General features: G+C 69.6%; 19 protein-coding genes. 10 read left to right on the forward strand and 9 right to left on the reverse strand.

Going from position 1 to position 18,871, the window contains the following annotated elements:
• Positions 1–90: 90 nt before the first annotated feature.
• Positions 91–1,857 carry a 3-hydroxyacyl-CoA dehydrogenase family protein gene (locus H4281_RS12230; RefSeq protein WP_182891002.1) on the forward strand — a complete coding sequence of 589 codons (1,767 nt, stop codon included), beginning with the start codon at positions 91–93 and terminating at the stop codon, positions 1,855–1,857.
• Here the strand turns inward: H4281_RS12230 and H4281_RS12235 are convergent.
• Together H4281_RS12235 and H4281_RS12240 are read right to left on the reverse strand one after the other, a co-directional pair.
• Positions 1,851–2,285 carry a GNAT family N-acetyltransferase gene (locus H4281_RS12235; protein WP_182891003.1) on the reverse strand — a complete coding sequence of 145 codons (435 nt, stop codon included), beginning with the start codon at positions 2,283–2,285 and terminating at the stop codon, positions 1,851–1,853. The two genes, H4281_RS12230 and H4281_RS12235, sit on opposite strands and share 7 nt — an antisense overlap.
• Positions 2,286–2,303: 18 nt before the next feature.
• The gene (locus tag H4281_RS12240; RefSeq protein ID WP_037815315.1) at positions 2,304–2,819 is read right to left on the reverse strand and encodes an Lrp/AsnC family transcriptional regulator; all 516 of its coding nucleotides are present in this window, start codon (positions 2,817–2,819) and stop codon (positions 2,304–2,306) included.
• 59 nt (positions 2,820–2,878) lie between these two features.
• On the opposite strand from H4281_RS12240, the gene H4281_RS12245 reads away from it, so the two are divergent.
• A complete protein-coding gene (locus H4281_RS12245; RefSeq protein ID WP_182891004.1) occupies positions 2,879–3,991 on the forward strand; it encodes a trans-sulfuration enzyme family protein in 1,113 nt (370 codons plus the stop codon).
• A 55-nt stretch (positions 3,992–4,046) separates the two neighbouring features.
• Here H4281_RS12245 and H4281_RS12250 read toward each other — a convergent pair whose 3' ends face one another.
• Positions 4,047–4,250, reverse strand: coding sequence for an FmdB family zinc ribbon protein (locus H4281_RS12250; RefSeq protein ID WP_078870550.1), 204 nt, complete (start codon positions 4,248–4,250; stop codon positions 4,047–4,049).
• Positions 4,251–4,295: 45 nt separating this feature from the next.
• Between H4281_RS12250 and H4281_RS12255 the strand changes: the two genes are divergently transcribed.
• Both H4281_RS12255 and H4281_RS12260 read left to right on the forward strand, forming a co-directional pair.
• Entirely contained in the window at positions 4,296–5,420 is a 1,125-nt protein-coding gene (locus tag H4281_RS12255) for an alkaline phosphatase family protein (protein WP_182891005.1), read from the forward strand.
• 376 nt (positions 5,421–5,796) lie between these two features.
• Complete coding sequence (locus H4281_RS12260; protein WP_182891006.1) at positions 5,797–6,102, forward strand: Rv1322 family protein; 306 nt, start codon at positions 5,797–5,799, stop codon at positions 6,100–6,102.
• A gap of 10 nt (positions 6,103–6,112) precedes the next feature.
• Here the strand turns inward: H4281_RS12260 and H4281_RS12265 are convergent, their stop codons facing one another.
• Positions 6,113–6,607: a CGNR zinc finger domain-containing protein gene (locus tag H4281_RS12265; RefSeq protein WP_237597030.1), complete on the reverse strand. Its 495-nt coding sequence runs from the start codon at positions 6,605–6,607 to the stop codon at positions 6,113–6,115.
• A 65-nt stretch (positions 6,608–6,672) separates the two neighbouring features.
• Here H4281_RS12265 and H4281_RS12270 point away from each other — a divergent pair, with 65 nt between their 5' ends.
• Positions 6,673–8,202 (forward strand): MFS transporter, encoded by a 1,530-nt coding sequence (locus tag H4281_RS12270; RefSeq protein ID WP_246411751.1) that lies wholly within the window; start codon positions 6,673–6,675, stop codon positions 8,200–8,202.
• Positions 8,203–8,508: 306 nt separating this feature from the next.
• On the opposite strand, the gene H4281_RS12275 is transcribed toward H4281_RS12270, so the two are convergent.
• On the reverse strand, positions 8,509–9,021 hold the full coding sequence (locus tag H4281_RS12275) for a GNAT family N-acetyltransferase (protein WP_237597028.1): 513 nt from the start codon (positions 9,019–9,021) through the stop codon (positions 8,509–8,511).
• Positions 9,022–9,083: 62 nt separating this feature from the next.
• On the opposite strand from H4281_RS12275, the gene H4281_RS12280 reads away from it, so the two are divergent.
• Positions 9,084–9,821 (forward strand): alpha/beta fold hydrolase, encoded by a 738-nt coding sequence (locus H4281_RS12280; protein ID WP_182891008.1) that lies wholly within the window; start codon positions 9,084–9,086, stop codon positions 9,819–9,821.
• On the opposite strand, the gene H4281_RS12285 is transcribed toward H4281_RS12280, so the two are convergent.
• A complete protein-coding gene (locus H4281_RS12285; protein WP_182891009.1) occupies positions 9,814–10,644 on the reverse strand; it encodes a phosphotransferase in 831 nt (276 codons plus the stop codon). The two genes, H4281_RS12280 and H4281_RS12285, sit on opposite strands and share 8 nt — an antisense overlap.
• Before the next feature lie 135 nt (positions 10,645–10,779).
• On the opposite strand from H4281_RS12285, the gene ctaD reads away from it, so the two are divergent.
• The 4 genes from ctaD (at position 10,780) to H4281_RS12305 (ending at position 15,477) form a co-directional block, all read left to right on the forward strand.
• Positions 10,780–12,552, forward strand: coding sequence for an aa3-type cytochrome oxidase subunit I (ctaD, locus tag H4281_RS12290; RefSeq protein ID WP_182891010.1), 1,773 nt, complete (start codon positions 10,780–10,782; stop codon positions 12,550–12,552).
• 469 nt (positions 12,553–13,021) lie between these two features.
• Positions 13,022–14,251: a phosphoserine phosphatase SerB gene (serB, locus tag H4281_RS12295; RefSeq protein WP_182891011.1), complete on the forward strand. Its 1,230-nt coding sequence runs from the start codon at positions 13,022–13,024 to the stop codon at positions 14,249–14,251.
• Positions 14,248–15,021: a peptidyl-tRNA hydrolase gene (locus tag H4281_RS12300; RefSeq protein ID WP_182891012.1), complete on the forward strand. Its 774-nt coding sequence runs from the start codon at positions 14,248–14,250 to the stop codon at positions 15,019–15,021. Before serB ends, H4281_RS12300 begins: the two co-directional genes overlap by 4 nt.
• A 51-nt stretch (positions 15,022–15,072) precedes the next feature.
• On the forward strand, positions 15,073–15,477 hold the full coding sequence (locus tag H4281_RS12305) for an OsmC family protein (protein ID WP_182891013.1): 405 nt from the start codon (positions 15,073–15,075) through the stop codon (positions 15,475–15,477).
• Positions 15,478–15,734: 257 nt separating this feature from the next.
• Here the strand turns inward: H4281_RS12305 and H4281_RS12310 are convergent, their stop codons facing one another.
• From H4281_RS12310 to H4281_RS12320, 3 genes are all read right to left on the reverse strand, one after another.
• Positions 15,735–16,067 carry a hypothetical protein gene (locus H4281_RS12310; protein ID WP_009082506.1) on the reverse strand — a complete coding sequence of 111 codons (333 nt, stop codon included), beginning with the start codon at positions 16,065–16,067 and terminating at the stop codon, positions 15,735–15,737.
• Positions 16,068–16,124: 57 nt separating this feature from the next.
• The gene (locus tag H4281_RS12315; protein ID WP_182891014.1) at positions 16,125–18,176 is read right to left on the reverse strand and encodes an ATP-dependent DNA helicase; all 2,052 of its coding nucleotides are present in this window, start codon (positions 18,174–18,176) and stop codon (positions 16,125–16,127) included.
• 91 nt (positions 18,177–18,267) lie between these two features.
• Complete coding sequence (locus H4281_RS12320; protein ID WP_182891015.1) at positions 18,268–18,858, reverse strand: biotin transporter BioY; 591 nt, start codon at positions 18,856–18,858, stop codon at positions 18,268–18,270.
• Positions 18,859–18,871 lie beyond the last annotated feature (13 nt).

Here is an 18,871-nt window from a genome sequence, read left to right on the forward strand (position 1 = left end):
CGCCGGGACTGACTCGATTCCGATGTGCTTTCGAGGGTCTCGCGTGGCACAGTGAGCGGCAATTACCAGCGGGTAACCTCTGGAGGCCTGGTGGCACGGGAAATCTCGACGGTCGGTGTGGTCGGTCTTGGCACGATGGGCGCGGGCATCGCCGAGGTGCTCGCCCGCAGCGGGCTCGACGTGGTCGCGGTGGAACTCGACGAGGCCGGGGTCGAACGCGGCCTCAGCCACCTGCGGCATTCGACCGAACGGGCGCTCGCGGGCGGCAAGCTCGACGAGGCGGGCCGCGAGGCGCTGCTCGGCCGGATCCGCGCCACGACCTCGCTGACCGAACTGTCCGAAGTGGACTTGGTGATCGAGGCGATCCCGGAGAACCTCGCGGCGAAGGCCGAGGTTTTCACCCAGTTGGACCAGGTGACGCGGCCGGACGTGGTGTTCGCGTCCAATACGTCCTCGCTGTCGATCACCGAGATCGGCGTGCACACCGCGCGGCCGGGCAAGGTTGTCGGGATGCACTTTTTCAACCCGGCTCCGGTGCTGAAGCTGGTCGAGGTCGTGCGCACGGTGGTCACCGAGCCGGACGTGGTGTCCGACATCGTGGAATTCGCGCAGCGGCTGGGCAAATCGCCGGTGGTGATGGGCGACCGGGCCGGGTTCATCGCGAACGCGCTGCTGTTCGGGTATCTCAACCACGCGGTGCGGATGTACGAGCAGCGCTATGCCACCCGCGAAGATCTTGACGCCGCAATGCGTTTCGGCTGCGGCTACCCGATGGGCCCGCTCGCGCTGCTCGACCTGATCGGGCTGGACACCGCGTACGAAATCCTCGACACGATGTACCACCAATCCCGCAACCGGCTGCACGCGCCCGCGCCATTGCTGAAGCAGATGATCACCGCGGGGCAACTGGGTCGGAAGAGCGGACACGGTTTCTACACCTACGACGCGCCGGATTCGCCGGTGGTGGTGGATTCGGTCGCTGCGTCCGATGTGGACTCGTCGGTGGCTCGCGAAGTGCGGTCCGTTGGCGTGATCGGCACCGGGACAATGGCCACCGGCATCGCGGAAGTGTTCGCCAAGCGCGGTTTCGCCGTTGTGCTGCGGGCGCGGAGCATGGAGAAGGCCGAAGCATCGGTGGCGAAGGTGAAGAAGTCGCTCGACAAGGCCGTGGTGAAGGGCAAACTGTCCGAAGAGGACGCCGCGGCCGCGCTCGGGCGGATCCGGCCGGTGACGGAATTCGAGGAACTGGCCGACGTCGACCTGGTGGTCGAAGCCGTGGCCGAGGAGCTTTCCGTCAAGCAGGCGGTGTTTTCCGCTTTGGACGACGTCGTCCGGCCGGGCGCGGTGCTCGCGACCACGACGTCCTCGCTGCCGGTCATCGAATGCGCTGCGGCGACTTCGCGGCCCGGCGATGTGATCGGCCTGCACTTCTTCAATCCCGCGCCGGTGATGAAGCTGGTGGAAGTGGTGTCGACGATCGCGACCGCTCCCGACGTCACCGCGACCGCGACGGCCGTGTGCGCCGCGGTCGGCAAACACCCGGTGCATTGCGGCGACCGGGCCGGATTCATCGTGAACGCGTTGCTGTTCCCGTACCTCAACGACGCGGTGAAAATGCTGGAAGCGCATTACGCGTCGGCGGACGACATCGACACCGCGATGAAGGTCGGCTGCGGTCTGCCGATGGGGCCGTTCGAATTGCTGGACGTGGTCGGGCTGGACGTTTCGCTGGCGATCGAGCGGACGCTGTTCAACGAGTTCCGCGAAGAAGGCTTCGCGCCGGCACCGTTGCTGGAACACCTGGTGACGGCCGGACGATTGGGCCGCAAGACCGGCAAGGGCTTCAAGGACTACTGACGCTTGTACGTGTAGAGAATGAAACCGTCGTGGTATTTGCCCACGCGGTCGTAAAGCGCGCGTGCCGGGGCGTCTTCGAGCGTATTCCAGTACAGCGACGGGAAACCGTGCTCGTCGGCGTCGCGGGCAACCCACTCGATCAGCGCCGTCGCGACGCCCTTGCGCCGGACGTTCTCGTGCACGAACAGATCGGCGAGGTAGCACTTTCCGGAGTACCAAACGCTGGCGTGGAACAGATAATGCGCGATGCCGACCATCGTGCCGTCGAGCCGGGCGGCGATCCCGCGGATCCGGTCGTCGTCAAGCAGGCGGCGCCAGGTCCGGTCGTAGCTGTCGTCGGTGCGTCGGACGTCGAAGTAGGCGTCTTTGCCGCGAGCGAGGATTTCCCACTCGGCGCGGTCGGATTCGGTCAGGTCGCTGATCTCCACGGGTCTATCTTGCGCTGTTCACCGGTCGCGCCGCCGGATGCGCGCGCCCTGGGCCGGTTCGCCGTCCGGCGGCAGCAGCGGCCCGCCCTGCCACTGCTGGAACACGAGGTTCGTGTGCACGCGGGCGACCTCGTCGCGGGAGGTGAGTTCGTCCAGCACCAGCCGCTGCAACTCGGCGGCGGACGTGGTGGCGACGTGCGCGAGGAAGTCGTCTGGACCGGTCAGGTGGTAAACCGCGCGAATCTCCGGCAGTGCCAGGAGATGTTCCACGAACTGCTCGACCAGCGGCCGTCGATGCGGCCGGACCTGCACGAACAGGAACGCCTCCAGCGGACGCCCCACCTTCGCCGCGTCGACCTTGGCGTGCTGGCCGGTGATCACGCCGGTCTCCCGGAGTCGCGCCACCCGGTCGAGACAGGTCGACGGCGCGAGCCCGACCGCGGCCGCGAGCTCCTTGTTCGACGTCCGGGCATCGTTCTGCAACACGCGCAGAATCTCAAGATCAACCGGACTCAGTTCGACGGTCTCGCTCATCGCTGAATCTTATCCGAGATTGTTGCTTTGCCGCCGTTGCGTGTCCGAACGTGACTGCCATGACTTCCGCCTTGCGCACCCGAGCCGTCCACGCCGGTCGCGACGATCTCGCCGACCTCGGCCTGCACGCCGCCCCGCTCGACTTCTCCACGACCTACCCCGCGCGCGACAGCGCCGAGGAGGCCCGCCGGATCGACGAGTTCGCCGCGGGCGGGAACGTCACCGGCATCTACGGCCGGATCGGCAATCCGACCGTCGAACGGTTCGAACAGGCATTGGCGGAACTCGAAGGCTTCGACCACGCCGTGGCTTTCGCCAGCGGCATGGCGGCGGTCTCCGCTTGCCTGCTTTCCGCGGTATCGCAAGGAAAACGGCACATCGTCGGCGTCCGTCCGCTGTACGGCTGCACGGACCACCTGCTCACCACCGGCCTCCTGGGCACCGAAGTCACCTGGACCGCCCCTGAGGACGTCGCCGAGGCATTGCGCCCCGACACCGGCCTGGTCTTCGTGGAAACCCCCGCGAACCCGACCTTGAGCGAACTGGACATCGCCACCCTGACGGAGGCTTGTGGCGACGTCCCGGTCCTGGTCGACAACACCTTCGCGACACCAGTCCTGCAACGCCCCGGCCGCCTTGGCGCCCGAATGGTGCTGCACAGCGCAACCAAGTTCCTGGGCGGCCACGGCGACGTCATGGGCGGCATCGTGGCCTGCGACGCCGAAGAAGCCGCGCGCCTGCGTTCCCTGCGCTTCGCTACCGGCGGCGTGCTGCACCCACTCGCCGGATACCTGCTCCTGCGCGGTCTCTCGACGCTCCCGCTGCGCGTGAAGGCCGCTTCGGAAACCGCCGCCGTTTTGGCCTCGCGGCTAGCTTCACACCCTTCGGTCAGCGCCGTGCACTACCCCAAACTGGGCGGGCCTTTGGTGGCCTTCGAGGTGACTGGCGACCCGCACGCAGTGATCGGCGCGGTCCGGCTGATCACGCCCGCGGTGAGCCTGGGCAGCGTCGACACGCTGATCCAGCACCCGGCCTCGCTGACGCACCGCATCGTCGCCGAGGACGACCGCACGGACTCGGGCATCACCCACGGCTTGCTGCGGCTTTCGGCTGGGCTGGAGGATGTCGAGGACTTGTGGCTTGATCTGGATCAGGCGCTGAAGTCCTGCTGATTGGTTGCGGGCAGCCGCCCGCCTGGCAGTGGCCCGGCCGCTTGCCTGGCGGGCGTCAGCTGCAGCAACCGCCCCCGCAACACCCTCCGCCAGCCGGCGCGGGAGCGGAGGCCGAACCGGTGAGCGCGACCGTCGTGAGCAGCTTGACCGTGTCCGTATGCCCCTCCGGGCACGGGGCGGGCGCGCTGGACTCGGCCATCGGGCGCTGGAGTTCGAACGTCTCGGTGCAGTCGCGGCAGCGGTAGGCGTAGGTGGGCATGCGTTGATTATCGCTGGCGCGCCGCGTTGGTGGGAAGCTGTCCGGGTGGATGTGCCCCAGTACGCGGATGTTCCGCACCTCGGCCAGGTCGTTCCCGCCCTGCTCGGCGCGCTGGGCGTGCCCGGCGAGGACGGCGGCCTGGCCTTGCCCGAAGCCCGCAGCGCCTGCGTTCTCCTCATCGACGGCCTCGGCTGGGAACTGCTGGCCCAGCACGCGGCCGACGCCCCGGTTCTCACCGAACTCGCCGGCAGCCCCCTGCGAGTCGGCTTCCCGTCGACCACCGCGGCTGGCGTCGCCGCGATCGGCACCGGTCTGGCGTCGGGCGAGCACGGCATGGTCGGCTACACCTTCGAGATCCCGGGAACCGGCGTCATGAACGCCCTGCGGTGGCGCTCCCACGACGACGGCAGCGACCTCCGGGGAGCTCTGCCGCCCCGCGACGTCCAACCTCTCCCGACGACCTTCGAACGCGCCGCCGCCGCGGGTATCGAAGCCGCAGTGGTGTCCTCAGCGCACTTCGCCAACACAGCCCTGACCCAAGCCACGCAAAGCGGCGCCCGCTACGCGGGCGTGCACGCACTGGGCGACCTCGCCGCGCGAACCTTGGACGTACTCTCCTCGCGCGCGTTTTGCTATGCCTACCACAGCGAATTGGACCTGCTAGGCCATCTTTACGGCCCCGGCTCGACCGCATGGCGAATGCAGCTCCGCCAGGTCGACCGGCTGGTGGAGTCCATTGTGGACGGGCTGCCCGCTGGTGCGGTCCTCGCGGTGGTGGCAGACCACGGAATGGTGGCCGTCGAGGAAAAACTGAACCTGGAAGACGCCCCGGAATTGCTGGCAGGAGTCCGCGCATTCGGCGGTGAAGTCCGCGCACGGCATGTCTACACCGAACCCGGCGCGACGGCGGACGTAGTGGCCGCGTGGCGCGAGGTCCTTGGCGAGCGAGCCTGGGTTCTGCCGCGCGAGGAAGCGATCGCGGCAGGCTGGTTCGGCGCCGCGGTGAGCGACCGGGTGCGCCCGAGGATCGGCGACGTCGTCGCCGCGGCGACGGGAACCTTCGGCATGGTCCGCGAACTCGCCGAGGCAGTGGAATCAAACCTGGTGGGCCAACACGGGTCGCTGACGTCGGCGGAACAGCTCGTCCCGCTGGCGATCGCCCGGGGCTGATCCGCTCGGACCGCTTGGTCCGGTTCGCCGGGATCGCAGAGCCGACTCGTTCAGGCGGCTGTCATCGGCGTGACGCGGGCTGGTTCGTCCGGCTGTCGCGCCGAGCCACCCAGCTCACGTGCGCCGCAGCGCAGGAGCCATTCGTTCGGGCCGGTGCGGCCCGCGTAGTCCGTGCGCATCGCGGTGGGCGACTGCTCGCTTCAGCAGTTCAGGCGTGATTCGTTCGAGGCAGTGCGGCCTCGCTGGTTCACGTGCGCCTCAGCGGGGGATTGCTCGTCGCCGCGGCACTCCACGCAACTCCGCGGGCTTCTTCCGTCCGAAGCAGTGCGATCCCACCGGCTGAGCCACCCCGCCGAGGTCCGGTTACCGTGGCTGCGTGCCCAGACGCAATCGACCCGGCCGAGGCCGTTCCGGTGCTGCCGAGCGGCCGGATGCCGGGGCGGTCAGCGGCTGGGCCCGCAGCGAATCCGCGCCCGACGGCGACTGGCTGGTGCGCACCGTCCCCGGTTCGCAGGCTGCCAAGACCTACCGCTGTCCCGGGTGCGACCACGAGATCCGTCCGGGCGTCCCGCATCTGGTCGTGTGGCCCGCGGACGAGACCGGCGGCGTCGCGGACCGCAGGCATTGGCATCGGCCCTGCTGGGAGGCTCGGGCGCGGCGGCGGCCGAATCGGCGTTGGTGACGCGGAATCCTTACTGCGAAAGGGCTTCCTTCCGCCGTGCCCGGTGCCGTCGGACCGCGTCCCGGTTGACGCAGGCGTGGGTGCAGTAGCGCTGGGTCCCGCTGCGAGTGAAGTCGACGAACGCGCGGCGGCATTCCGGCGCGGCGCAACGGCCGAGGCGGTGCATGCTGGTCGAGGTCAGGTACTGCGCCGCCGCCACTGACGTGACCGCGCGCAGCACCGCGGGCAGGCGCATCCCGTCGTCTTGATAGTGCAGGTGCCAGCGGTAGCCGTCGTGCTCGGTGATTCTCGGGTAAGCCACGGCCTCGGCCAGCAGGGCGTTCAGCAGCCGGACCCGGTCCGTCTCGCTCGCGGCGTCGACGACCTCGGTCCACCGGTCCAGGAAAGCGCACACCTCGGGAAAATCCTCGTCCGCGGCCGGCGGGACCGGGCCCATCTCCGGTTCGTCCCAGCGTCCGACCAGGTCAGCGAGAGCCGCGGGACGGTCATTGGCGAGGCCGGTCACAAACTTGAGGAAACTCCGGTAGTAAGAGTTATGCGGCATAAGCCTATTACAGCACGATCTCAAGCATGTCTCTCGTGCCGAGCCGCGCCGAGCCCGAAGCGCCGTCCTGGGTCCCGTTGATCGCCGCTTGTGCCGGCACGTTCCTGCTGCTGATCTACACCAGCATCGTCACCGTCGCGCTGCCCGCGATCGGTGCCGAACTCGGCGCGGGATACGGCCAGCTGCAATGGATCGTGGACGTCTTCACGGTCGCGCTCGCCGGACTGCTGCTGGGTTTCGGCTCACTGAGCGACCTGCTCGGCCGCAAGCGCGTCTACCTCGCCGGACTGGTCCTGTTCTCCTTCGCGACGCTCGCCTGCGGCGTGGCCGGAACGCCCGGCGCGCTGATCGCCGCGCGGGTCGCGCAAGGCGTCGCGGGCGCGGCGATGTTCGCGACGATCCTGCCGCTGGTCGGGCTGACCTACGAGGGCCGCGATCGGGCGCGGGCGTTCGCGGTCTGGGGGACGGTCGCCGGAGTGGCCAGTGCGGTCGGCACCTTCTCCGGCGGCGTGATCGCCCAGTTGCTCGGCTGGCGGTGGATCTTCTTTGCCTCCCTGCCCCTGTGCGTGGTCGCGATCCTCATGGCGGCGGCCTCGTTGAAGGAAGGCCCGCGAGCGCACGGCCGCAGTGTCGACTACCCAGGCATCGCCACGTTCTCGATCGCGGCCACCGGACTCGCCTATTCCGTCATCACCGGCGGCGATCGCGGATGGTCCTCCGCCGGTGCCGTGATCGGTTACCTGGTCACGATGGCCGCCATCGCGGCTTTCGTGGTCGCGGAACGCCGCAGCAGCACGCCGATGGTGCCGACCGGCTTGTTCGCGACGCGCCGGTTCCTCGGCGTGCTGCTCGTCGCGTTCAGCTACTACTTCGCCGGATTCGGTGCGCTGCCAGTGATCTCGCTGTGGCTGCAGGACGCGACCGGCCTGAGTTCGGCGGCGACGTCGGCGGTGCTGGCGCTGCAGGTGGTGGTGTTCGTCGTGGTGTCGGCACTGATCAGCGGACCGTTGCATGCCACATCACCGGGCCGGGTGCTGGGCGGCGCGACGGTGTTGCTCGGCGTCGGCTGCCTGACCGCGGTCGCGGTGCTGTTCAGCCCGACCTGGATCGCCCTGCTGCCCGCGTTGCTCCTGACCGGAATCGGCGCGGGCATCGTGTCCCCGGTCTTCCCGGCGGTGGCGATCGCTTCGGTGCCAGCGGAATACGGCGGCACGGCCGGCGCTGCCGCGAACAGCTCCCGGCAACTCGGACTGGCGCTGGGAATCGCGGTGTCCGGCGCGGTCTACGCGACCCGCGGCGAGGGGAGCGACGGCGCGACCCGCGGAGTGCTGCTGGTCCTGCTGCTGTGCGGCGCGATCGCGGTCGCGAGCGGTCTCGTCGGCGGATGGTTGTTGCGGGACAACATCAACCACCCGCCACCGGGCAACACCAACCGCTCAACTCAGCACAGCACCAGCCGCTCACCCCAGGACAACACCAGCAACTCGCCCCAGAACGACATCAACCGCTCGATCCTGGACGGCACCGACCGCTCGGCCCGGGACCCCAGCCGCTAGACCCGGGCGGCACCGACCGCTCGGTTAAGGGCGGGCACTAACCGCTCGGCCCGGGGCAACGCCGACCGCCGGGCCCGGGACGCCAACAACCGCTCGATCGAGGACAGCACCGACCGCTCGCTCCAGGGCAACGCCAACCGCTCGCCCCGGGGACAGCGCCGACCGCTCAACCCGAAGCAACCCCACCCCCTCAGCGACCATTGGCCCCTCCGGCGCCGAACTCCCCCTCATCAACCTGCCGAACGAATCACAACAGCGATCCGCCGCTCCCCGGACCAACCTCACCGCAGCTTCTCCGAACCAACCTCACCGCCGGAAATGCCGCGAAACCGCCCCGTCGTACTCCTCCTCCACGTAGTCGGTGAACCCCAGCTTCTCCACCACCCGCAACGACGGCGTATTCGTCACCGCGACGCTGATCAGCACCGGAATCGCCGGTATCTCCCGCTCCGCCCATTCCACCGACGCCCGCGCCGCCTCCGCCGCGTACCCCTTCCCCCAGGCCGACGGACGGAAGCGGTAGGCCAGGTTCAGCACCTTCTCGCCCCGGAACTCCCGGTTGCGCACTCCGGCCATGCCGATCACGTCCGACCCGTCGGCGGCCTCCGGCCTGCCCCGTTCCCGGACCGCCAGGTACCCGTAGCCGAACCTCGCCCAGTGCTCGAGCCAGCTGTCGAACATCACCAGCGTGGTCGCGGTGTCCGGCGGACGCGGGTTGTACCGGTTCGTCTCCGGGTCGCTCTGGATCTCGACCACTGCCTGCCGATCTGTCTCCACGAAGTGCCGCAGCACCAGCCTTTCCGTCACGATCTCTGTCACGCCCCGACCATAACGACGGGGTCCGACAAAAATCGCGGCGAAAAACAGCGACAATCTCCGCCATGACCGAACTGCCGTTGGTGCTCCTGCACGCCTTCCCGCTCGACGCCCGCATGTGGGACCCGGTCCGCGCGCCGCTCGCGGAACGCCTCCGGGTCATCACGCCTGATCAGCGCGGCCTCGGCCGGAGTCCGCTGCCGGACACCGAAGCCGAGCCGGATCTGGCGGACGCGGCGCGGGACGTCGTCGCGCTCCTGGACAAGCTCGAACTCGATCAGGTGGTTCTCGGCGGCTGTTCGATGGGCGGCTACCTCGCGATGGCCGTCCTGCGGCAGGCGCCCGAACGCGTCGGCGGGCTGATCCTCATCGACACCAAAGCCGCCGCGGACACTCCCGAAGCCGCGCAAACCCGGCTTGATGTCGCGAATCGCGCGGAAGCCGAGGGCGTCAAAGACTGGCTGGCCGACGGGAATCTGCCGAACCTGCTGGCTGACACCGCGTCCGCCGACGTCCGCGCGCGCGTGCGCGAATTGATCGACGCGCAGCCGGCGTCCGGGGTCGCCTGGGCCGCGCGGGCGATGCGCAACCGGCCCGATTCCGTTGACCTGCTGCGGGAAACCGACGTCCCGGCGCTGGTCATCGTGGGGGAGCGCGACGCGATCACGCCGCTCGACGCCGCCAACACGATGGTCGAGGCGCTGCCTGACGCGACCCTCGCCGTCCTCCCGGACGTCGGGCACCTGACGCCGCTGGAGGACCCGGCGGGCGTGGTCGAAGCCATCCTCGGCTGGGTCAGCTGAAGTAGTCGGCCGCCGCGGCGCGTGCTTCGGCTAGGCGGTGCGGGAAGCGCTGTGCGATCAGGAACCGCCACGCGACCGCGAAGAGCGAGCGAAGCCGCGTACACGTCGCGAGGACGGCTTCGTCCGCTTCGCCTGGGTACGCAGCGAGGAACTCCGGGCCGCCCTGTCGCGCGAGGATTGCCAGGTCCCATTCGAGCGGTCCGCGCCAGGTGTCCTCGAAGTCGAGCCAGCACGGGCCGTCGGCGGTCTGGATGAGGTTGCCGGGGTGTGCGTCGCCGTGCAGGGCCTGGACCGGGCCCGACGGCAGCAGTGCGGCGAGCCGTTCGGTTTCCGTGCGGATGCGGTCGGCGAAGCCGTCCAGCAGCGAGGCGTTGCGGTCGACGGTGTCCAGGAGTTCGCCGACCGGGCCGCGGGACGGCAGTTCGCCGGGGTAGTCGCGCAAGGCGGCGTGGATCCCGGCGAGCGACGCGGCGGTCTCGTCCGGCCCGTGCCGATGGTCCGGATCGTGCGGGGTCCAGTGCCAGAGCGTGACCGGCAATCCCTCCGCGAAATGCGGTCCGGCCGGGGGATCTTCGGACGGTGAGACGACGCGCACACCACGTTCGGTGAGATAGGCCGAAAGGGCGACGTCCCGCTCGAGCCACGCGGTCGCGTCCGGCCGCAGCAACCGGGTGGTGGCCGGGACCCTCGCCACCACCGGACCCATCCTCACCAGCACGTTCGAGCGCTCGTGCAGCACCTTCGCCGCGTCCGTCGCGAGGCCGAACCGGCGGCCGGCAGCGAGTGCGGAGGAGACCGCCGCGGCGCGGTACGGGTCGGTCATGCGGTGATCTAACCAGCCGGTGCGCGCGACTGTCGGTAGCGAGGGCTACGATCCCCCTAACCGCCCGGATCAGGCTCGCCTGAGCCCGAGCGCCCCGGAGTTGACCACCACAAGGTTGCAGTGTTGGAGGCAGGAGTGACGGCCGTAGCCCCGAAGCCGATCGCGACGCGCCCGTATCCCGCGCGCGAGACGGCAAAGGGTTCGTACCTGCTGCGGTTGTTCCGCACGACGGACCACAAGCAGATCGGGATCATGTATCTGGTCTCGTCGTTCGCCTTCTTCATGATCGGCGGCGCGATGGCCATGCTCATCAGGACGGAGCTCGCCCAGCCGGGGCAGCAGTTCCTGTCCCAGGAGCAGTACAACCAGCTGTTCACCATGCACGGCACGGTGATGCTGCTGCTGTACGCGACGCCGAGCCTCTTCGGGTTCGCGAACTTCATCCTGCCGCTGCAGATCGGCTCGCCCGACGTGGCGTTCCCGCGGCTGAACGCGTTCTCCTACTGGCTGTTCCTGTTCGGCAGCCTGATCGTGCTGTCCGGCTTCCTGACGCCCGGCGGCGCCGCCGACTTCGGCTGGTTCGCCTACACGCCGCTCTCGGACGCCATCCACTCGCCCGGCGTCGGAGCCGACCTGTGGATCGCCGGTCTGGCCGTGTCCGGTCTTGGCACGATCCTCGGTGCGGTCAACATGATCACCACGGTGGTCTGCCTGCGCGCACCGGGCATGACGATGTACCGGATGCCGATCTTCACCTGGAACATCCTGATCACGAGCATCCTGATCCTGCTCGCGTTCCCGATCCTCACCGCGGCCCTGTTCGGCCTGATGGCGGACCGGCACCTGGGAGCCCACGTGTTCGACCCGGCCAACGGCGGGGTGATCCTGTGGCAGCACCTGTTCTGGTTCTTCGGCCATCCCGAGGTCTACATCGTCGCGCTGCCGTTCTTCGGGATCGTGTCGGAGATCTTCCCGGTCTTCAGCCGCAAGCCGGTGTTCGGCTACAAGGGCCTGGTCTTCGCGACGCTGTCGATCGCGGCGCTGTCGGTGGCGGTGTGGGCGCACCACATGTACGCGACCGGCGCGGTCCTGCTGCCGTTCTTCTCCTTCATGACGTTCCTCATCGCGGTCCCGACCGGCGTGAAGTTCTTCAACTGGATCGGCACGATGTGGAAGGGCCAGCTGTCCTTCGAGACGCCGATGATCTTCTCGATGGGCTTCATCGTCACGTTCCTCTTCGGCGGTCTGACCGGCATCATGCTGGCCGCTCCGGCGATCGACTTCCACGTGTCGGACAGCTACTTCGTGGTGGCGCACTTCCACTACGTCCTCTACGGCACGATCGTGTTCGCGACCTTCGCCGGGATCTACTTCTGGTTCCCGAAGATCACCGGCCGGATGATGGACGAGAAGCTCGGGAAGTGGCACTTCTGGACCACGTTCATCGGCTTCCACACCACGTTCCTGGTGCAGCACTGGCTGGGCGCGGAGGGCATGCCGCGGCGCTACGCGGACTACCTGGCCAGTGACGGGTTCACCACGCTGAACACGATCTCCACGATCGGCGCGTACATCCTCGGGGCGTCCACGCTGCCGTTCATCTGGAACGTGTTCAAGAGCTACCGGTACGGCGAGATCGTCACGGTCGACGACCCGTGGGGCTACGGCAACTCGCTCGAGTGGGCCACGTCCTGCCCGCCGCCGCGGCACAACTTCACCGAGCTGCCCCGGATCCGCTCCGAGCGGCCCGCGTTCGAGCTGCACTACCCGCACATGGTGGAGCGGCTGCACGCGGAAGGCGAGATCGGCTTCTTCGGCAAGGCCAAGCACGTCGGGGCCCCGTCGCAGAAGCTCGTGGACGCCACCATGCCGGGCGACCACAGCAAGGACAACGCGAGCGAGCAGTAACCGGCGTTCGCAGGAGCTAACCGGCGCGTGCCCGGTCGAGGACTTTCTCGGCCGGGCACGCGCCGTTTTCGTACCAGGCCAGCGCTGCGGGCTGCCGGAGCAGAGAGACCGGAGGGGCTGCCGGGGGCCGGGAACTGCCGGACCGAGGGGCTGCCGGACCGAGGGCGCGCCGGGTGGCGCGAGCGGGACTGTGGCGGTGGGGCGCCGGGTGCGTGCGGGAAGCGGTCCTGATCGTGGCTCGTGAGTGTTTGTGCCGGTTAGAACCGGCACAAACACTCACGAGCCCTTCCTGGCCCCGCCCCAGCCTCGCCGCCCCCCTCGCGCCTCGCCTCTCGTCGCCCGTTCGTGGCACCGGCGGTGTGAAGCGCGGCACGGGGGCGTTCTGCCCGCCGCCGCTGGAGGCCAGACTGGGCGTGCCGACTCGCCGTGGCCTAAGCGTCGGTGCCGACGAACGAGGGATACCGAACCAGTGAGCCAGACTCCCGTCCTCATCACCACGACCGGCCCGGACAAGCCCGGGGTCTCGTCCGTGCTGTTCGCCGTGCTCACCCGGCACGACGTGGACGTGCTCGACATCGAGCAGGTGGTCATCCGCGGGCAGCTCGTGCTCGGCGTGCTCGCCGGCGTCTACCGCGACCCGGAGGGGCTCCAGGAGTCCGTCGAACAGGCGATGGCGACCGTCGGCATGGAGGTCGAGGTCCGGATCGGCGACGCGATCGGCGCGGACCCCTTCGCACTCGGCAGGCGCGATTCGTCGCACGTGCTCGTGCTGCTCGGGCGTCCGGTGACCGCGCGGGCGTTCTCTGAAATCGCGCGGCGGCTTGCGGGCGTCGGGGCGAACATCGACTCGATCCGCAGCGTCGCCGACTACCCGGTGACCGGCCTTGAGCTGTACGTCTCGGTGCGCGAAGACACCGAGGAGACGGACGCCGAACTGCGGTCCACGCTGGCCGACGCGGCGTCCGAGGCCAACATTGACGTCGCCGTCGAGCGCGCGGGCATCACGCGCCGGGCGAAGCGGCTGGTGGTCTTCGACGTCGACTCCACGCTCGTGCAGGGCGAGGTCATCGAGATGCTTGGTGCGTATGCCGGGGTCGAGGAGCAGGTCCGCGAGATCACCGAGGCCGCGATGCGCGGCGAGTTGAACTTCGCCGAGTCGCTGGAGCGGCGCGTTTCGCTGCTCGCCGGGCTGCCCGCGAGCGTGATGGACGAGGTCGCGGCGAAGCTTGAACTGACTCCGGGAGCACGCACGACCGTCCGCACGCTCAAGCGCATGGGGTTCCGATGCGGCGTCGTGTCCGGCGGGTTCACCCAGGTCATCGATCATCTCGTGGACGATCTCGGCCTCGATTTCGCGGCGGCCAACGAACTGGAGGTCGTGGACGGCAAGCTCACCGGCCGCGTGGTCGGCGACATCGTGGACCGCGCGGGCAAGGCGACCGCGTTGCGCCGGTTCGCCGGGGAGTACGGGATTCCGCTGGGCGCGTGCGTCGCGGTCGGCGACGGGGCCAACGACATCGACATGCTGGCCGCGGCCGGCATGGGCGTCGCGTTCAACGCCAAGCCCGCGCTGCGGGAGGTCGCGGACACCGCGCTTTCGCACCCGTACCTCGACGCGGTGCTGTTCGTTCTCGGCGTCACGCGCGCCGAGGTCGAGGCGGCGGACGCGGCCGACGGACTCGAACTGGCCCGCCCGTGAACCCGCTGCTCGAACCGCTGCGCAGCCGGTACGCCTCGTGGCTCGGCCTGCCCGCCGAGGACACCTCGGACACGTCCGACGAGAACCCGGACGAGGTCCGCGCGATGCCGATCATCCTGCGGATCGAACGCGCCGAACCGCCCGGCCGTACCGCGCTGCTCGAAGCGGCGGCCGCGGCGGCACTGGCGGTGTGCCTGGACGAACGCGTCGAGCCCGGCGGTGAATGGGCCGAGCCGGTGCACGCGTGGCTCGACAACCGCATCCGGAAGGTCGCGCGCCGGGCTCGCGGCGCGCACTGGCAGGCGGTGCTCGACCTGCCGGGCATCACTATCGAGGTCGACGGCGCGGAGGCGCGTGCGCTCGTGCCCGGGTTGGTCAAGGAGGCTCCGAAAGAGGTCTCGCGGTTGCAGATCTCCGGCAGCGAACTGCCCGCCGACACGCCCGGCCCGGCCCCGGCGGACGTCCCGCTGCTGATGCTGAACCCGGACGTCCCGATGACCGTCGGCAAGGCGTCCGCACAGGTCGGGCACGCCACGATGATCCTCGCGGCACTGCTGCCGGACGACGAACTGGCGGCGTGGGCGGCGAAGGACTACCGGGTCGCGGTCCGCACGCCCAGTCCGGCCCGGTGGAAGGAGCTGTGCCCGGTCGAGGACCCGGAGGCGGGCTGGCGGGACAATCGCGTGGTCGCCGTCCGCGACGCGGGATTCACCGAGGTCGATCCCGGCACGATCACCGTGCTGGCGCAGCAGCCCGGAACATCGGCGTGACCCGCGCGGTTGCGCCTATGCAGTGACCCGACGGGTGGAAAGGCGCCTCGGATGACCTTGGAAGTACAGCGCGAAGGCACGCACAGTTTCGTGGGCCGCAACGAGCGCGGCGCGGAAGTGCGGTTGGGCCGGGCTGGCTCGGAGGGCGCGTTTTCCCCGGCGGAGCTGCTGCAGATCGCGGCCGCGGGCTGCTCCGCGGTTACGGCGGAACAGCTGATCACGCGGCGCGTGGGCGAGGACTCGAAGTTCCGGGTTTCCGTGACCGCCGACCGGCGCGAGGGAGCCTCGGAACTGGACGCGGTGCACGTCGCGTTCGACGTCGACGTGTCGTCGCTGGATGAAGCTCAGCGGGAGGCACTGGCGGGTGCGGTGGACCGGGCGATCGAGCGGCTGTGCACGGTGAGCCGGACGCTGAAGAAGGCCATTCCGGTGACGGAGACCTTCCCGACTGCCTGAGGCACGGCGAAAGGTCCCGGTACGACGGGATGCCGACCTGCTGTGGCGTGGGGCCGCTGAGCGCCGATGACGGCGGCTGGTTGCGGCGAGCCGTGGCAGCGCCAAGCCGAAGCGGTGAGCCAGCCTTACCGCCCGGCTGCCGAACTGCCGCAAGGAAACCCGTCGACGCCCCCGCTCGGTACCCTTGCCCGGCAAGCATTCCTGACCCCGCCTGCCATGAGCACCGCGCCCTGGAGCGGGGCTTCAGCACATCAGGTTCAGCTTTGCCACACCACGTACGCCTGGTCGGCGTCCGTGGTCATCGCCTCGATGAACTTCTCGTTGTCGAAGCCGGGCAAGGTCTGCAGGCGTTCGATGAGGGCGTCCGCGGCCGGGTCGCCGCTCGGGACGGCGGTGCCTTTGCCGTCGTTGCCGACCAGCATGAAGAAGACGTCTTCGTTCCAGGGGCCGTCCGGGATGACTCTCACCATGACCGATTGCAGTTCCGACCACGTCACAGCTTCTTCGCTGCCATCGGCGAGCCGGCGCCGAACCCCGGTGTCGTCAACACTGACGGTCCGGGATTGTGCGCTGGACGAATCCTGGGTCAACGGTGCTCCCTGTCGTGTTCGTTCCACTCACCGTACCCGCCTGTCCGGTGCGCCCGGTCAGGCGGGCGCGGCCGCGTCGAGTCGCTTCAGTGCGGCGCGGGCGACCTGCGGATCTGTTGTCGGCCAGAACGGCGGCAGCGACGCGCGCAGGAAACCGCCGTAGCGCGCGGTGGCCAGCCGGGAGTCCAGTACGGCCACTACGCCGCGGTCGGTGACCGAGCGGTGCAGCCGTCCGGTGCCCTGTGCCAGCAGCAGCGCGGCGTGCGTCGCGGCGACGGTGAGGAATCCGTTGCCGCCTCGGGCTTCCACCGCGCGCTGGCGAGCCGACGACACCGGATCGTCCGGACGAGGGAACGGGATCCGGTCCACCACCACGAGCTGCAGCGACGGTCCCGGCACGTCCACGCCCTGCCACAGCGTGAGCGTGCCGAACAGGCAGGTGCGCGCGTCTTCGGAGAATTGCCGCACCAGCAACGGCGTCGCGTCGTCGCCCTGGCAGAGGATCGGGTGGTCGAGCCGCTCCCGCATGGCTTCCGCGGCCTGTTTCGCCGCGCGCATCGAGGAGAACAGGCCCAGCGTACGGCCGCCCGCGGCTTCGACCAGCTCGGCCAGTTCGTCCATTGTGGACTCAGCGAGGCCGTCCCGTCCCGGCGGCGGCAGGTGCTTGGCGAGGTAGAGGATGCCGTTGCGGCGGTGGTCGAAGGGCGAGCCGACGTCCAGCCCGGTCCACTTCGGGCCGGTGTCCTCGTCCGACGGGGCTTCCTTGTCGGTGGCCGTGCCCGGCGACTTCACCACGCGCGCGCCGCTCGGCGGGAGGCCCCATTGCCGTGCCATCGTGTCGAATTCGCCGCCGAGGGTGAGCGTCGCCGAGGTCAGCACGGTGGTGTGCTGGTTGAACACGCGCTCCCGCAACAACCCCGCGACGCCCAGCGGCGCCACCTTCAGCGCCGGCGGTCGCGGGTTCGCCGAATACTTGTCGCCGGTCAGCCAGACGACGTCGCGCTGGTGCGCCAGATCCTCGTCGTACGCGTCGAGCAGCCGCACCGCGGTGTCGTGCACTTCTTCGAGCAGCGACCGCGCCAGCTTGCGCGCGGTGGCCTCGCCGACGTCTTCCTTGCGATCCGAGCCGAGCGCGGTGAGACATTCCTTCGCCGCGTCGCGCACCGCCGGGATCGCGCCCTGCAACGGACGGGGCAGCGCGTCGAGCCTTCCGGCCGGGATGTCGTCGAGGATCAGGGCGAGCCCGTCGGACGACTCCAGCAGCCGGTCCGCGATTCCCGCGTCGATCAGCTTTCCGCAGCGGCGCGCGGCGGCCGACACCATGGCGCTGGTGAGTTCGCCGGTCGCGACCGAGGTGACCCGGTCGACCAGGTCGTGCGCCTCGTCGATGATCACCAGGTCGTGGTCGGGCAGCACCTGGTAGCCCTGCAGCGCGTCGATGGCCAGCAGTGCGTGGTTGGTGACCACGACATCGGCGCGACCCGCTTCGGCCCGCGCACGTTCGGCGAAGCAATCGGTGCCGACCGGGCACTTCGCGGCGCCGAGGCATTCCCTTGCGGTGACGGAAACCTGCCGCCACGCCTGGTCGGACACGCCGGGCACCAGTTCGTCGCGGTCGCCGGTTTCGGTGTCCGAGACCCACTCGTGCAGCCGCGTGACTTCCTTGCCCAGCCGGGACACCGCGAACGGGTCGAACAGCTGCGCGTCCTCGGGCTCGTCGGCCGGGCCGGTGTCGAGCCGGTGCAGGCACAGGTAGTTGCGGCGGCCCTTGAGGATCGCGAAGGTCGGTTCGCGCCCGAGCGGCTTCTTGAGCGCCTTCGCCAGGCGCGGGAGATCACGGTCGACCAGCTGGCGCTGCAACGCGATGGTGGCCGTGGAGACGACGACGGTGGTGTCTTTCTCCACCGCGTGCCGGATCGCGGGCACGAGGTACGCCAGCGATTTGCCGGTGCCCGTTCCCGCTTGCACGGCGAGGTGTTCGCCGGTGCGGATGGCGTGGCCGACGGCATCGGCCATCTTCACCTGGCCGGGGCGTTCAGCGCCGCCGACGGACTCCACCGCGTGGGTGAGGAGTTCGAGGACGCCGGGGAAATCGGTTCGGGCGGGCACAGCGAGACACGATAGCCGCCAGGTCCGACAGGATCTTCGATCCGGCGCGAACGGACCCCTCGCGCCGGACCGGAGATCCCGGAAATCCGGCTCAGTCTTCCTTGCGGAAACGCGAAACCGCGGTCCACGCGAGCGGCAGCACACCGGCCGCGACCACGGTCTTCAGCACGTCACCCACGAGAAACGGCGTGACGCCCTTGTCGAACGCGGTGGCGAGGTCGAATCCGGTGGCGGCCATCAGCCACGGCACGCCGAAGGCGTAGATCACGACGTTGCCGAGCACCATGGTCCCCGCCATGCGCAGCGGAGTGCGGTCGCCGCCGCGGCGGGCGAGCGCGCCCACGAGCGCGCCGGCGAACACGAACCCGACGATGTAGCCGGCCGAGGCCCCGGACAGCCCGGAGGTCCCGCCCTGGAACCACGGCACGCCGGCGGCGCCGACGAGCAAGTACAGCAGCATCGAGGCGGCACCGCGGCGCATGCCGAGCGTCGCGCCGACGAGCAGCGCGGCGAAGGTCTGGCCGGTCATCGGCACCGGCGTGCCCGGAAGCGGGATGATCAGCTGCGCGGCCGCGCCGGTGAGCACGGCGCCGCCGGCGACCAGCGCCAGGTCGCGCGCCAGGGTGCCGGGCACGAGGTCGGCCAGCACCTGACGGCGGGCCGGGAGAGACAGTGACGACACGGGACCTCCAACC

Origin of the sequence: Amycolatopsis dendrobii (assembly GCF_014145675.1) — a bacterium.
GTDB classification, from domain to species: Bacteria; Actinomycetota; Actinomycetes; order Mycobacteriales; family Pseudonocardiaceae; genus Amycolatopsis; species Amycolatopsis dendrobii.